General features: G+C 40.7%; 10 protein-coding genes. 6 read left to right on the top strand and 4 right to left on the bottom strand.

The genetic code is table 11. The features are described 5' to 3' along the window. Window positions 1-90: 90 nt before the first annotated feature. From leuS to ACTB0Y_RS16075, 5 genes are all read left to right on the top strand, one after another. A complete protein-coding gene (gene leuS / locus ACTB0Y_RS16095) occupies window positions 91-2,871 on the top strand; it encodes a leucine--tRNA ligase (protein ID WP_463207859.1) in 2,781 nt (926 codons plus the stop codon). A gap of 83 nt (window positions 2,872-2,954) precedes the next feature. Then, window positions 2,955-3,839, top strand: coding sequence for a YitT family protein (locus ACTB0Y_RS16090; protein ID WP_463207858.1), 885 nt, complete (start codon window positions 2,955-2,957; stop codon window positions 3,837-3,839). Between the two features lie 33 nt (window positions 3,840-3,872). Further along, window positions 3,873-5,279, top strand: a complete 1,407-nt coding sequence (locus tag ACTB0Y_RS16085; RefSeq protein ID WP_463207857.1) for a peptidoglycan DD-metalloendopeptidase family protein — start codon at window positions 3,873-3,875, stop codon at window positions 5,277-5,279. 143 nt (window positions 5,280-5,422) lie between these two features. Further along, the gene (locus ACTB0Y_RS16080) at window positions 5,423-6,919 is read left to right on the top strand and encodes a serine hydrolase (RefSeq protein WP_463207856.1); all 1,497 of its coding nucleotides are present in this window, start codon (window positions 5,423-5,425) and stop codon (window positions 6,917-6,919) included. Window positions 6,920-6,989: 70 nt separating this feature from the next. Beyond that, window positions 6,990-7,856 carry an outer membrane beta-barrel protein gene (locus ACTB0Y_RS16075; protein WP_463207855.1) on the top strand — a complete coding sequence of 289 codons (867 nt, stop codon included), beginning with the start codon at window positions 6,990-6,992 and terminating at the stop codon, window positions 7,854-7,856. A 70-nt stretch (window positions 7,857-7,926) separates the two neighbouring features. Here the strand turns inward: ACTB0Y_RS16075 and ACTB0Y_RS16070 are convergent, their stop codons facing one another. Next, window positions 7,927-9,567, bottom strand: a complete 1,641-nt coding sequence (locus tag ACTB0Y_RS16070) for a transglutaminase domain-containing protein (RefSeq protein ID WP_463207854.1) — start codon at window positions 9,565-9,567, stop codon at window positions 7,927-7,929. A 349-nt stretch (window positions 9,568-9,916) separates the two neighbouring features. On the opposite strand from ACTB0Y_RS16070, the gene ACTB0Y_RS16065 reads away from it, so the two are divergent. After that, window positions 9,917-10,837, top strand: coding sequence for a DMT family transporter (locus ACTB0Y_RS16065; RefSeq protein ID WP_463207853.1), 921 nt, complete (start codon window positions 9,917-9,919; stop codon window positions 10,835-10,837). 9 nt (window positions 10,838-10,846) lie between these two features. On the opposite strand, the gene ACTB0Y_RS16060 is transcribed toward ACTB0Y_RS16065, so the two are convergent. The 3 genes from ACTB0Y_RS16060 to ACTB0Y_RS16050 all read right to left on the bottom strand — a co-directional run. After that, the gene (locus ACTB0Y_RS16060; protein ID WP_463207852.1) at window positions 10,847-11,707 is read right to left on the bottom strand and encodes a hypothetical protein; all 861 of its coding nucleotides are present in this window, start codon (window positions 11,705-11,707) and stop codon (window positions 10,847-10,849) included. A 622-nt stretch (window positions 11,708-12,329) separates the two neighbouring features. After that, window positions 12,330-15,236, bottom strand: a complete 2,907-nt coding sequence (locus ACTB0Y_RS16055; protein ID WP_463207851.1) for a T9SS type A sorting domain-containing protein — start codon at window positions 15,234-15,236, stop codon at window positions 12,330-12,332. 680 nt (window positions 15,237-15,916) lie between these two features. Beyond that, on the bottom strand, window positions 15,917-16,178 hold a 262-nt coding region (locus tag ACTB0Y_RS16050; RefSeq protein WP_463207850.1), incomplete at its 5' end, for a hypothetical protein.

Here is a 16,178-nt window from a genome sequence, read left to right as displayed (position 1 = left end):
TATTTTATAATAAAACATTTCACAAAACATGTTCTTTGTATATCACACGATTATTTATAATTTTGCCGCGTTCAAATCTAATTCAATCAAATGGAATACTCGTTTAATAAGATAGAGCCTAAATGGCAGGATTACTGGCGAAACCACAACACTTACAGGGTTGAAGTTGATCATAGCAAACCCAAATACTATGTGCTTGATATGTTTCCCTATCCATCCGGGGCAGGCTTACACGTGGGGCATCCATTAGGATACATTGCATCTGATATTTATGCACGCTATAAGCGACAAAAAGGATTCAATGTGCTACACCCCATGGGTTACGATGCCTACGGATTGCCGGCCGAGCAGTATGCCATCCAAACCGGGCAGCACCCGGCCATAACAACAGAGAACAACATTAAACGGTACCGCGAACAGCTTGACAAGATAGGATTCTCATTTGATTGGAACCGGGAAGTGCGCACTTGTGATCCCGATTATTACAAATGGACACAATGGGCATTTATTCAAATGTTTAAACATTGGTTCAACAACCAAACACAAAAGGCTGAGCCTATTGACACGCTAATTGAAGCGTTTAACGAATCGGGCAACCAGAAAGTGGATGCGGCAGCATCACCCATCGAGGTCTTTACTGCCGAACAGTGGAAAGCAATGTCTGAAAAAGAGCAACAGGAAATATTGCTGAGCTACAGAATAGCCTATCTGGCAGACACCGTGGTTAACTGGTGCCCGGAACTTGGAACAGTATTGGCCAATGATGAAGTAAAAGACGGAGTTTCGGTACGTGGCGGACACCCTGTAATACAAAAAACCATGCGGCAATGGTCTTTACGTGTATCTGCCTATGCTGAGCGCCTGCTGCAGGGACTCGAAAAAGTAGACTGGAGCGATTCACTGAAAGAAATACAGCGCAACTGGATAGGAAAAAGCACAGGTGCAGCAGTAAATTTTAAAATCGACCAACACAATCACACACTCGAAGTGTTCACTACCCGGCCCGACACGCTTTATGGAGCAACTTTTATGGTACTGGCCCCGGAACATGAGGTGGTGCGCGAAATAACCACAGCAGATAAGCAACAAGAAGTAGAAGATTACACACAGTGGGCACTTAACCGCAATGAACGCGAACGAATTGCAGATGCCAAAAGCATTACCGGCGTATTTACTGGTGCCTATGGAATTAACCCGCTAACCAACGAAAAAATCCCAATCTGGATTGCCGATTACGTATTGATGGGTTATGGTACAGGAGCTATTATGGCTGTTCCGGCACACGACAGCCGCGACTTTGCCTTTGCCAAATACTTCAGCCTGCCTATCACACAGGTAGTTGTTGGCCACAAAGACAGCGAGTCTGACCCGGCAGACTGGAGTGATTCTTATGATGCAAAAGAAGGAAAATTAATCAACTCTGACATTATCAACGGACTTGATGTGCCCAGGGCTATTGCAAAAATTACCGATTATATAGCACAAAAAGGACTTGGCAAAAAACAAACAAACTACAAATTGCGCGACGCCATATTCAGTCGCCAACGCTACTGGGGCGAGCCATTCCCAGTTTATTACAAAAACAGCATGCCCTATGTGCTTGACGAGGATAAGCTACCGCTCGAACTTCCAGAAGTAGATAAATACCTGCCCACAGAGGATGGTCAGCCACCATTGGGCAGAGCTGAAAACTGGACCACGGAGGATGGATACCCGCTCGAACTCAACACCATGCCAGGCTTTGCCGGTTCATCGGCTTATTACATCCGCTATATGGACCCGCACAATGATGAAGCCCTGGTATCTAAAGAAGCCAACAATTACTGGGAAGATGTAGACCTATATATCGGAGGTACAGAGCATGCCACCGGTCACCTGATTTATTCACGTTTCTGGAACAAATTTTTGTTCGATATTGGTGTCGTGAAAAAAGATGAACCGTACAAGAAACTCATTAACCAGGGTATGATCCAGGGACGCTCAAACTTTGTATATCGCATAAAAGGCGAAAATAAATTTGTATCATACAACCTGCGCAAACAATACGACACAACACCAATACACGTTGACGTAAATATTGTGGATAACGATATTTTAGACGTGGAAGCATTCCGCAAATGGCGCCCTGAGTTCAAGGATGCTGAGTTTATGCTCGAAGACGGAAAATATGTTTGTGGCTATGCAGTAGAAAAAATGTCGAAATCGATGTTTAATGTTGTCAACCCGGACGACATTATTGATCATTACGGAGCAGACACGTTGCGCCTTTACGAGATGTTTCTTGGACCCGTTGAACAGAGTAAGCCTTGGGACACCAAGGGTATTGACGGTGTGCACCGGTTCCTGAAAAAATTCTGGCGTCTGTTTTTCGAGGGCGATAACCTTGTATTGAATGACGAATCGCCCAATGAAAAAGAGCTGAAAATTTTGCACAAAACCATCCATAAAGTTGAAAATGATATCGAACGGTTTTCATACAATACCGCCATCAGCGCTTTTATGATTTGCGTAAACGACCTAACAGACCTTAAGTGTCACAAACGTGCCATACTTGAGCCTTTAACCACAATGCTCAGCCCTTTTGCACCGCACATGGCAGAGGAACTATGGCAAATAAGCGGACATAGCTCCACCATTGTTGATGCTGAATTTCCGGCATACGATGAGCAATACCTGAAAGAAGACGAAATTGAATACCCCGTTTCATTTAATGGTAAAACGCGTTTTAAACTGAGTTTACCTGCTGATGCCAGCAAAGATGAAATTGAAAAAACCGTGCTCGATTACGACAAATCGCAAAAATACCTTGAGGGTAAAACACCCAGAAAGGTTATCATTGTGCCAAAAAGAATCATTAATATCGTAGTTTAACATTTCATTTGAAAAACAAAGTCATAAAATGCTTGTTAATTAGCAGGGTTTTATGACTTTTGCAATATAAAACAGACAGTAAAATGTTCAGGGCGTTTCCATTACGAACCACAAAAGAAGATGTATTAAAAGAAATGCGCAGATGGGTCATCATGACCTTTGGCCTTTTTATTAATGCATTTGCATGGACTGCGTTTCTCATTCCGTCCAAAATTATTGGTGGCGGATTAAGCGGTATTTCCACCTTAATTTATTACATGACCGACATCCCTGTTGGTGTAGTTTATTTAATCATCAATATATTGTTGGTATTCATCGCCATCAGAATACTGGGAGCCAGCTTTGGTGTAAAAACCATTTTCAGTGTACTGGTGCTGGGTGGATTCCTGTCGCTCCTCCAGGGGCTGATACATGAGCCATTGGTGGATGACATTTTCCTCTCGGCTGTGCTTGGTGGACTATTAGCCGGTGCCGGCATCGGAATTGTTTTTAATCAGGGAGGAAGCACCGGTGGTACTGACATCTTCGCCATGATTATCAACAAATACCGGAACATTAGTCCCGGCAGAATAATTTTATATTTCGACATAATCATTATTTCTTCCAGTTACTTTGTATTCGATTCTGTTGAACGCCTGGTATACGGATTTGTAACCATGGCTATAGTGGCCTGGGCTATCGATATGATAATGGCAGGTAACCGGCAGAGTACGCAAATTTTCATTTTCTCAAAGTACTACGAAGAAATATCAAAAGAACTCAATGAACACATCAACCGGGGGATGACACTCCTCGATGCGCAAGGATGGTATAGCCGCGAACCCGGTAAAATTGTGCTGGTTGTAACGCGAAAGCACGAAATGCCTCACGTACTGCGAATAATTAAATCTATTGATCCGGATGCCTTTATTTCCGTTGCTTCTGTAATGGGAACTTATGGCAAAGGATTTGAGAACATACGCGGATAATAAACAGTTTATAGAAGTCCAAAAAAACATTATATGAGAAAAAATTTACTCAAACACATCATATTTATTTTACTCGGTGGCGGCCTGATTACATTACTGATATCAAGCATTCCTTTTCAGGCCCAGCCAAACCAACAGGAGAGCAAGGTACTACCAGAACCGGTGGAGCCTGAACCGGTTATAAAATACGGCATATCAGTAGACTCGTTTCTGGTGGTAAAAGACAAAATCAGAAGGAATGAAAACTTGTCAGAAATTTTGTCAGAATACAAAATTTCTCCACAAACCATTGAGGTCATAGCGAAGGAAAAAGCGGTTTTTGATGTGCGAAGAATAAGGCGCGGAAACAATTACAGTATTTTTTGCAATGATGATACCACGGCACAATACTTCGTATACGAGCATACGCCAATAGATTACATCAAAATTGAGCTCAATGATTCTGTGCAAATATCCAAGGGAAAAAAGGAGATAACTAAGGTTCGCCGCATAGCCAGTGGATTTATAGAATCTAACCTTTGGAATGCCATGCTGGAATACGACATCGACCCTATGATGTCGATAGAACTTTCTGAAATATATGCCTGGAGCATTGATTTTTTCGGACTAAAAAAAGGCGACCATTTTTCTGTGATTTATGAGGAAGAATATGTTGACACCGTGCGTGTGGGCATTGGTAAAATTCACTCAGCATTGTTCAACCACCGGAATAAAGACTTTTATGCCATTTCATTCAAACAAGATAGTGTAGAAAGCTATTTTGATTCAACAGGCCAATCGTTACGCCGTACATTTTTAAAAGCACCACTCCGGTACAGTCGTATCTCTTCAGGTTTCAGCTACAACAGGTTACATCCGGTTTTAAAAATTCACAGACCACATACAGGCATTGATTATGCAGCCCCAACTGGCACACCCGTGCATACTGTAGGCGATGGGGTGGTAATCAAGAAAAAATATACGCGCCAGGGTGGCCGGGTAGTAAAAATCAGACATAACAGTGTATACACAACAGCTTACCTACACCTGTCACGGTACAGTAAAAAAATTCATGTAGGTTCACATGTAAAACAAGGTGAAGTAATTGGTTATGTAGGGGCTACTGGTTTAGCAACCGGCCCACACCTCGACTTCCGGTTTTGGAAAAACGGGCATCCAATTAACCCACTTGAAGTAGAATCGCCTCCTGTGGAACCTGTTCAAAAAGTAAACCGGGAAGAGTATAACCGGATCCGGAATAAAATGATTGAAGAACTTAAAGAAGCTGATAAAAAATTACACCAAGCCGATCCGGTATTGGCCAGGCATATCAAAAAGAAACGCACCAGGGATGACGAGGTTATGGACCTGATTGCACGTTATGAATACCGCAGAAAAGACATTGACTACCCGGAAGGCAGCTATGCTTTACCGGGTAATGATGAATGGACATTACGGTAAAATGAATTCAAAACATACCACAAAAGAAGGATTATGATAATAGTCCTTCTTTTTTTTTGCCTGGGCAGACAAAATACGACCAGCTAACGCCAAAATATTTTATAAAAAAGGATTTTAACCATATCTTAGAAAAAAAATCAGCTATGAGATTTTTTCTGATTCTACCTTTGGCAATATCCCTTTTAAGTCAATTACACGGACAAAATTACCATGAAACGCTCGAAAGCATTGCCAATGAAAATCAATTAATTGGGATGTCTGTGGTGGTGATGTGTAATGGAGAAAACAGGGATAGTTTTCACTACGGACTGGCAGATATTAACCGGGAAATTGCCGTCGATGATAAAACCTATTACCGCATTGCCTCTATCTCCAAAACGGTTACAGCAACAGGATTAATGAAGCTATATGAAAATGGACATTTCTCGCTCGAGGAGAACATTAACAATTACCTGGACTTTAACGTGGCAAACCCCAATTACCCCAACGACAGCATTACATTTGGCATGCTGCTTTCGCATACTTCGGGCTTGATTGATGGCAGCGGTTACAGCAACTTTTTATCAGCCTCCTATAATGAATCTCCGCCCCCCAATATTTCAGAATTACTGAGCCCCGGCGGCTCATACTATACCTCCGATATGTGGCTCAACACCCCACCGGGGAGTTACTTTTCTTACAGCAACATCAACTTTGGTCTCATTGCAACACTGATTGAGCAAATCAGCAACCGGCGTTTTGATCGTTTTGTACGCGATTCCATTTTAATCCCTCTTGAAATAAGTGGCAGTTTCAATATCGATGACCTGACAGACATCAACCGCGTGGCAGTGCTTTACAGAAACGGGGAGCCACAGGCAGATCATTACCAGGGCACACCACCTGAACCATTTGATAGCGCTTCCTATACACCTGGCACCAATGGTTTAATCTTTGCCCCACAAGGCGGGCTGCGCATCACAACAGAAGAGCTAATGCGTTTCATGTCTATGCACGCCCACGAAGGTATCTGGGAAAATAAACAGATTTTACAACCAGCTACCATTGCGCTAATGCACAAACCAGCATGGACCAACAATGGCACAAACGGCAACAACTACTACAACCTTTTTAACCAGTGGGGCCTTGGCATGCAAATCACAACCAACACACCCAACGGCGATATTGTGATGCCGGAAACTACCATGATCGGCCATCCCGGCGAAGCATACGGTCTCATCAGTGACATGTATTTTGAAAAAGAAAAGCAGTTCGGAATCATATTCCTTACAAATGGGTACTATAGCGGTGGCTATGAATTTGGCGACTCTACAGCCTTTTATGTGCCGGAGGAACAGGTCTTCAGTGCTGCGGCAGATTATCATTTTGCAAACTGCGATACCATTACCAACGGAATAAGCAGCTTAAATAGAAACCACAATGCACCATTCTACATAAGCCACCACACACAAACAGTTCATTTCAACAAGACTTATCCGTTAGGCACAATTTTTATATACAACCTAACCGGCAACCTAATATTCACAGACCAGGTATCTCGAAAAGATTACACCTTGCCTGATTTCCCCGATGGGATATACATTCTTCGCTGGGCAACCAACACCAATCAATACACACAAAAGTTCGTAAAAACACACTAAAAACAGCACTGAAACCTTGTTACAAAACAAGATTTTTATATTTTTGAAGTGAAATAAAAATAACAGGCATATGAAAGCTATACTCATTACCCTCGCCATCATTTTTTATTCTATAACTGTCATATCGCAGGACCTCATCGTAACAGAAAATAATGACTCCATAAAATGCAACATCAACCAGGAAGGATTTGAACAAATTGCCTTTACCTATGCTGTCAATAAAGTAGTGCGCGACAGTGTACTACCAAAAAGCAAGATTAAAAATTTTGAACTGGGTTATTACCACAACAGACCAAACTACACAAACACGCACAAAAACGATTCGGTGAGGTTTACAGCGCACATTTATGGCGGCAAATCATGGCAAACAAGTGAGGTAAGTGAACATACACCTGACATGTTCAAATCGTATGTCGAAGAACTAAAAAAGGGGACTCATATTGGAGGCGATATTGGCATATTCTTTTCAGAAAATGCAGGCATTGGAATTCATGCCAGCCGTTTCCAGACCTCAAACAGCATGGATGATGTTGAATTAAGCATAGATGATGTAGGTACATTCTACGGCACCATGAGTGACGATATTACAATCTTATATGCCGGGCCCCAATTTTATTACAAAAACACATATGAAAGGGTAATGATTGTCATGTCTGCCGGCCTGGGATTTACTTCTTATAAAGATGTGGCCAAAATAGACACATTTAAAGTAACTACTACAGGTAAGAATATTGGATTCAATCTAAGCCTGGGCCTCGATATTCAGCTACTTAAAAACCTATACTTAGGTGTAGAGCTAGGTTTCCTGAGAGGCACCATAAGTTCTGTGGAGATAGAAAGCAACGAATATATTGATAGTTACTCGTTCGATGAAGATGAAGAAAGAATCGGGCTCAACCGTGTTGACCTTTCTGCCGGTCTACGAATTATTTTATAAAAAATGCCCCATCCTGAAGACAGCAAGATTACTTATCAAACAGGATGGGACAACCCCTAGTTTTAATTCTCTATTTTCTTACGGGCTTCCAATCGGCGTAGTGATCGGTAACCACATAAGTTTTGGGTTCTGTTTTCCAGAAAGCGTTGGAATTATAAGTCCACTCCATTGTTTCTGAACCGCCACCACTTTGTGTGGTAATCACAAAACGATTGGCCAGATACCCGAATGATCCGGCCTGATCGCGTAATAATTTTTTATCACCACGACTGGCATCAACCGGAATCCAACCGTACCCGGGCAAATAAATTTCTGCCCAGCGGTGGTACACATCATCCATGCTGGAATCATCGCCGCGAATGACCACAGATCCTACGTAACGCGCTGGGATACCAACGGCACGACACATAGCAATGTAAGTAAAAGTATATTCAGAGCAGGAACCATTACCACGCTCCAGCACTGCGGGCGCGGTATTCCAGCCTCCCACCATCTCATAATACATATTGTCTATCAGATAGTTAAAAATCCTACGTGCCATCCAGTAAGGATTGGTTTCTCCCTGCAGAGCCACCTCAAGCGCCCTTGTGATTGTAGGATGATCATACTGATACTTTTCATTATTTGCCAGATAGCGGTCACGAATATCTTTGGGTATATCTTCGAGAGCGCCCACATTGGCGGGATCTATAAAATAGCGGACCTCATACAACGTGGCATCGATCGTCATTTGGGCTTTAAACCGCTCTCCCGGCTTAATATTTTGCTGGTTGTAATGGGCTGTTTTTTGCCCCCAGTGGTCCTCTGCCTTATCGATCATACCCTCTGAGAAAGTTATTTCACCTTCAATGTCCTGATTTGGGCGGTCGGTAGGTATGGACAGATGAATATCCAGACCCGTAAGCATGCCCGGGCCAAAGTTTGTCGCTTCGTGGGTATGTGTTACCTGAACCTTTTTGGGGTTGTATCTTCTGTAACGGTCCTTATCTGTTTTCACGAGTTTAAATATTTGATCTGCCTCAGAGTCAGCTGCCCAAAGGTGATCGTGGGCTACTGTTAAACCAAAGGTATAATGTCCCGGTGCTTCGAGAATTTGAATTACCGAACCATCGCGGGGTGAAACCATGTAGATTTCATCCTTATAACGGTCAGAAATCCAGAGATATTTGCCATCAAACGTCATCCCATTGGGATTCAGCGTCGGCGAAGGAAACGACTTAATGGTGGTTCCGTCATTGGCATTCACCTGTTCAATCATATTGAGACCGTCGTCGGCCACCCACAGATAACGGCCATCCCATGCCAAGCCCTGTGCTTTGCTGACAGAAAGATTTACAGTGCGCAGGAGCTCGCCATTATCCGGATCGATGCGATAGGCCACAGCATGGTAATTTTCGCTGAGTGGCAAGCCACCTTTCACATCTACGTTCCAAAGGGCTTCGCCATCCCAGGTCATGCCCATGGGCCAGTAAGCCGGAGATTCCAGCTCTTTTTTCACTTTGCCACTTTCCGGATCAAGTCCATAAAGCTTTTTAGCAGCACGGTCGGCCACCCATAACAATTCACCATCAAAGGTTAAGCCGGTTGCTATGTTTCCGGGCGTTTTAAAAGAGCTGACAATTTTACCCGGCCAGGCTTTTGTTTCTTGTGTACTTATCGAAAAAAGAACAATAAGCACAAACGTCCATATCCATTTGTATTGAAACTGCATAATATAAATTTTTAGGTTTCCACAACAATTTATCAATTTTCAGGGAATTTATAAAAAAAGCCTTTTGAATGCTAGTGGACACTAAAAATTGCACGATAGTGAACAGCCCGTTTTTCCCCTCCTTATCAGCTCATGGCAAAACCAAGCAAATACAATACACAGATTAGTTTTACCACAAAAAATCTGGCTAAATATCCTTTGCGAATGATAGTTGGAGCCACTGATAAATAACCTCACATGGTAAGGGAATTTAATGATGTTCGTTATAGGACAAAAATCTCTAAGAAACAATTTTAAAAGCCGTAGCTAATCTGAAATCATTACCTTCGAACTTTAAAATAAAATACCGATGTATCTCGAAAAACGCTGGGGACAATACGCGACATTAGTTTTACTGGCCTTTGTATGGGGCAGTTCATTCATATTAATGAAAATCGGCCTAAAAAGCTTTACCAGCTCGCAAGCCGCTGCTATTCGCATAGTGAGTGCTTCGCTGGCACTGCTGCCATTGTCCTTTCACCATATCAGAAAACTCAAGCGCAAAGATCTCAAAAGTCTGCTTATTGCCGGTTTCATTGGCAGCTTTATACCTGCATTTTTGTTTACAAAAGCCCAAACCCGCATAGACAGTTCTATGGCTGGCATGCTCAATTCACTCACGCCCATGTTTACGCTGTTTATTGGACTGGCATTTTATAAAATTAAAATTCTCCGCATGCAGGTTGCCGGATTAATTCTGGGTTTGTTGGGAGCAGCAGGCCTTATTGCCACAGGCAAAGATTTAGATCTGAGCAACATCAATAGTTACGCATTTTTCGTGGTACTTGCCACCATATGCTATGGCACCAACATGAATGAGATCAAAGCCAGACTAAGCCACCTTTCCGGCATCCAGATTACGAGCTTATCTTTTATGTTTTTACTACCCGTTGCACTGATTTACCTTTTGACAACCGACATAGAAGCCGCCATTAGCCATGAAGGCTGGGGTTATCACCTGCTTGCCCTAATGGTTTTGGGTGTAATTGGTACTGCACTGGCCATGTTGCTCATGAATAGCCTCATCAGGCAAGTGCCCCCGGTTTTTGCATCATCCGTAACCTACATCATACCTGTATTTGCCATTGGCTGGGGTGTGATAGATGGGGAAACAATACTCCCCGTACACCTGCTTTTCATGGGGCTCATATTATTAGGCGTCTACATCATTAATACCAAAGGAAAATTTCGCATTATTGGGCATTTTCGAATACTTAAGCGAAAGAAATAAATCGGTATATTATTGACTATTGTAAAAAAGCAATGGAGTATTGGTTTTTACAATGAGGTCCTTCAGGAGATCTTTTTTGAACAACCGTTCAAATATGGTTTTCTCTTTTTTAAAGAGCAACAATAAATCGGGCTGCACCTGCTTCACATATTCTATCAAGGTATTATTGTAATCATCGCCTTCAATTTCTTTTGCTTCCAATGTTGAAGCTGTAAAAACATCACGCGCGCTTTTCAACCATGCTGCCGACTTTTCACTTAACTCTCCAGTGCTGTTTTTCACCACATCCACTGCTTCGACACGCGAATTGAAGTGTTTCAATATGTAAGATATTTTTGGATACTGCGGCGGTACGAAATCTAAAAACTCTGCAGGTAACATCATGTGGTTAAAAGATTCAAACTGATGCCCGGGAGGTACAATTAACCAGGCAGCAGGAATGCTTTTCATAAGGTCAAAAAGCTCACTCCGCGATGAAAATACATTATTATCAAGATTTGAATTTACTAAAATCAGGCCGGTATCATCATCCTGCCCGATTGCACGCAATTTTGCTTCTATTGCACCCTCTTCAACTACACTGTTTATTTTCAGAGGGTAGTCTAACCGGCTTCCTTCACCACTAATCAAATTGTCTATAGCAGACTGATTCTCTTTAATCTCACGCTGTATAATTTCGTCAGGTGTCATTTTACGACCAGGCGTGATGGTCTGAGAATCGGAATAGGTACTGGCTACTCCGTGCTCTGCACGCGGGTCGACCATGTGAATAATATCGACCTCCCATTCCAGATGCCGGGCCAGCTTTAGTCCATAAACAATGATGTTTTCTTTTCCTTTTTTTATATCGCTGATAATCTTTAACTTCATTTTTCTTTTTTTTGGGTTATTCTACATATGCATCTACTGACAAGAGGTAATTTTGTTATTGTCGACCTTACGATTCAATTGCTCTTTGCTTATTATTATGGTGTCAACAATTAAGTTCGTTTAATAGATTAACAAGATTTCCCAAAGCATTGTTTTGATCCACAGGTTAAGTTAAATGCCCACAGCTCCTCACGGGCTAAAATGCGTAAAAAAAGAAAAAAACGACGTAACCGAAGAAGCGAAATATGTTACAAGAGCATGTTTTCCAGGCTCTACGTTAAAAACTTCTGCGGCCTTCGGGTGAATCAAAAAAAGACAATACCGGGAATTATTGCTACAATAACAAACCAACCGACAACCCGCTTCCCTATTTCAGGATAAAATTAATTTAGAACTGAAAAAAACAGTATTTCTATTGTAGTACCCTTTATTAGAAAAAACAAAGTTTTAATAAATTGTTGCCATTTTATATAGATTAAGACAACACGGAGTTATAAAAAACTGCAGATAGGTGTCGGCGAATAAAAAAGTAACACAAATCTTTTAAAAAAGCTTCTAATTTACCCGCAGGTACAATGTGCATAAAAACACATTGTACCAATAAGCAGGCATTTAAATAAAACTATTTAATAATTAACTTTTCTGTTCTATAACTACTTCCAACAGGTTGAATAAAATATATTCCCTGAGATAAGTTATCAAGGGCTATACGCTGATTTTGAGTTGAGATTTTTATTGTTTTTACTATCTGACCCAGTTCGTTAAGCAAACGAACTTCGTATGGCATATTTCCACGTGAGTTTAGTGTTATATAACCATTAGAAGGATTAGGATAAATGTAAAACCTATCAGTTTTGCTACTATAAACTTCTTTAACACCTGTACCATCTTGACCAAATTTTGCCAAAAAGCCATGAGTTGAAACTGATGTATACAGGACATTATCGATTGATAAATTTCCTGTAAATTCACCCCCAACAAAAACATTGTCTGTGCTGTAAACAGCAACAGCTGCAATCCATGGATTATTTGCTTCGATTGTTTTAACCCAGCTTAAATCGCCATTAGACATATATTTTGCTACAAACAAATCTGTTTCACCAGAAGGTGTATACATGTAATCGCCTCCGAAATACAAGGTATCCGTAGCCTGCGCACCTAAATAAACACTCCCTTCGCTATCAATATCGAACTGATTATAGTCAAATCCCCAGCTCTTTTCTGTAATAGACTTTGCCCACAACACATTTCCATTTGAATCAAATTTTGAAATAAAATAATTATAAACGTAGGGGCTTGTTAATAATATATTGCCAAAAGAGGCAGAGTCGCCATGCCATCCTTTAATATATACATTACCGTCTTTGTCGTTCAAAATTCCGGTAGGCCAACAATAATAATCTCCATAAGCAATAGTACTGGAAGCAGTTGATGTTACCCACTGAACTGTTCCATCAGGTTGAATTTTTGCCAAAACAATATTACCATCACCCTCGTTAAGTGTTATGGTGCTATCTCCTACTGAAACATTTTCTGAATGAAATTCGCCCGAAAAAAATATATTATTACTTGTATCTATTGAAACAAGCCCGTTATATTCAATATTTTCTCCACCAGCACTCATACCCCACAAATAATTTCCGCCTGAGTCGTATTTTAACACCAGGGCATCATCAGATCCTGATGAAGTAAAACTATCGGAACTTACATTAATAGAGCCGAAATAAGTACAGGCGATTACAATATTACCGGAATAATCAGGTGCTATTGTGACATTTTGACCAAAGAAGTCTTCTTGCTTCGACCATATAAAATTACCGTTTAAATCGTATTTTAATATAAATATACTTCCCCCCGCATCGGGCACTAAATTTGGTTGACCCGGTATTACCAGTTCAGAAGTTAATCCTCCTGTAATGTAAACAAATCCATTTTTTTCGTCAATATTAATTGAGTTCCCCTGTGAAGCGGCACCCATGTTTTCTGTACACCCCAATTGTTTATTCCATAACAAATCTCCGGAGCTGTTTTGCTTAGTTATAAATACTCCTGCATTTACCTCAGCACCAAAAATATCGGTAGTATTAGAGGTGTAACCATATAAATAAACATTACCCAAACTATCGCTTACCATACCGTTAATCCTTGCACTGCCTGAATTACCTCCAAAATTTACTTGCCAATTCTGAGTTCCGGTATTGTCGAGCTGCGACAAAAACACAAGCGAATTATCACTTCCTGCGATATCAATATTGCCGGAATTATCTATATCGCAAACTGAAGGACTTCCTGTTAAGGTTCCGGACCACTGCTCCAGTCCGCTAAAATCATAATTTGTTATCTCTCCATCGTGTATTACATAAACGCTTCCTGCAGGGTCGACTGCAACATCGTCTAAGCCTGTTGTAGTAAGTTTTTGGCCCCAAACAAAATCACCCAATGGGTCATATTTCGCTACAAAGCCATTCTCAGATCCCATTATGGTATCGTTTCCAAATATCACATTGGTTCTAAAATATCCTGCAAAATAAACATTCTCGTTCTGATCTATATCTAACGATAATCCGTAACTATCACCAGTCGGCGAAACGGGATGATCAGCAAATGTTCCGGAGGTTAAATCTCCGTTAAAATCGCTTTTTATAACAAAAGCTTCTCCGTAATAACCTTCGGGCGTAAAAGTAACATTATCGACACTTCCACTGCCTTCCCAAAAACCAGTTAAATATATGCATGAATCTCCTACGACAAAATCGGTAAAACTAAGCACTGGAGATGAATACGGGTACTCCCTGTACCACTGAAAGCTTTCGTTAACAATATTAAATTTTGTCAAAAAACTAGGGTGTCGAAAATCGTCTGATAAACTATTTGCTCCTAATACATATACATTATTTGAATCATCAATACTTAAACCCAATCCTATTTCTATATTATTTACATAATGGTGATAGGCATTAATAAAATTGCCATTTGCATCAATACTGGTAAGGAATAAGTTATTTGAACCATCGTTAGGCAAATTAACACCCATAGAAACACTACCGGTATACGATCCGGTAATCCACGCTGTGTCGGCCTTAATTTCTATGGCCATAACATTCAAATAATTACCTGGTTGCGCTGGTATTGCCTTAAACCAAATTAAGTTTCCTGCAATGTCGTATTTTGCAACAAAACCATCTTGTTCGCCAATACTTGTATAGGTAGTACCTGAAACTATTATTTCACCTGAAAAATATCCGGAAACATAGCTGTTTCCATTTATATCAGAAACAATTTCGGTGGCGACATCGCTTCCAGAACCGCCAAATTGGGAGCTCCAGTTTAACGCCGGTGCTGATCCATAGTCGGCCATGTCAGTTAAGGACTTTATTCCCCGTCCCATAAAAACATCGTTTTCTACGCTCTCTTCATACGCTTTTTTTATTTCACTCTTTACATCATTTTGGTTGTATTGCTGCGAATGTCCGTAAAAACCAAGTCCAGCAAATAAGAGAATAAAAATTGTAAATTTTAACTTTATCATAACTTTATGTTTTATAGTGTTAAAAATAAAAGTTAATAATTCATTATGAGAAAAGCATTTCTTTAACAAAAAAATAACAATTAATTGGCATGCAAGGCTAATATTTACGCTTAAGTAAAGTTATACCCTGTTAGAAAATTTCATCTTTAAATTTTTACGTGGGCAGACCAATGTAAATGTATTTTAAAATAATTATACTCGTGGTAAATAAAAACCAGATAACATGCCTGACCTCTGCTTATAGAATGTTGCAAAAATATATACCTTATAATTTTAATCCACCAAAAAGGTCAAGTGATTCCAAACATAATCTACTAATTGAAGACTTTGCATTGCGTGAAACGAAAAAGAAAGCGACAAATAAACGAAAGCGTAACCTGAGTTCTGCAAAAGCTACGTGCGATTTGTGCAGCTTTTACATCAATCAAAAAAGAAAGTCCACACAAAATAAGCCAGGAAGCGCTAAAAGCGCAAAGATTAATTTCCAGGCTCTACGTTAAAGATCTCTGCGGGCTTTGCGAGGAAATCTTTGCGAATTTTGAAAAGCAATTCAAAGAAGAAAAGAAATAGGTGTGCTAAGCAACGTAAAACACTTTGTGAAACCTCGGAAATCAAAAAAAGCAACCCGGTGGTTTACCGGGCTGCCTGAGCCTAATTAATGCAATAAGATGCGCGGCTATTTATTCAGGGGGTTTTGTAGGCCTGTGTTTTAGAAAAACATATTTCTGAAGCTCCAATTGCGAAGTCATAAAAGTCAGGTTAGTTAACGTCCACAATTTTGGGTTGGGGAAAAGCATTTTGTTTATATAATCTGAGCGCATGATCCGATCCCCTTCCGATAAAACTTGCTGGTTTCCATGAGGTAATGTTGCAAGATAGCAGGCCATTATATTTTCTTTAAGTTCTGTAACGTATTTCTCAGCCGCCATCAACCTGGAATAA

The organism is Salinivirga sp., assembly GCF_055145285.1.
The sequence above is the reverse complement of the archived record's forward strand: the minus strand, read 5'-3'. Positions and strand labels throughout refer to the sequence as shown.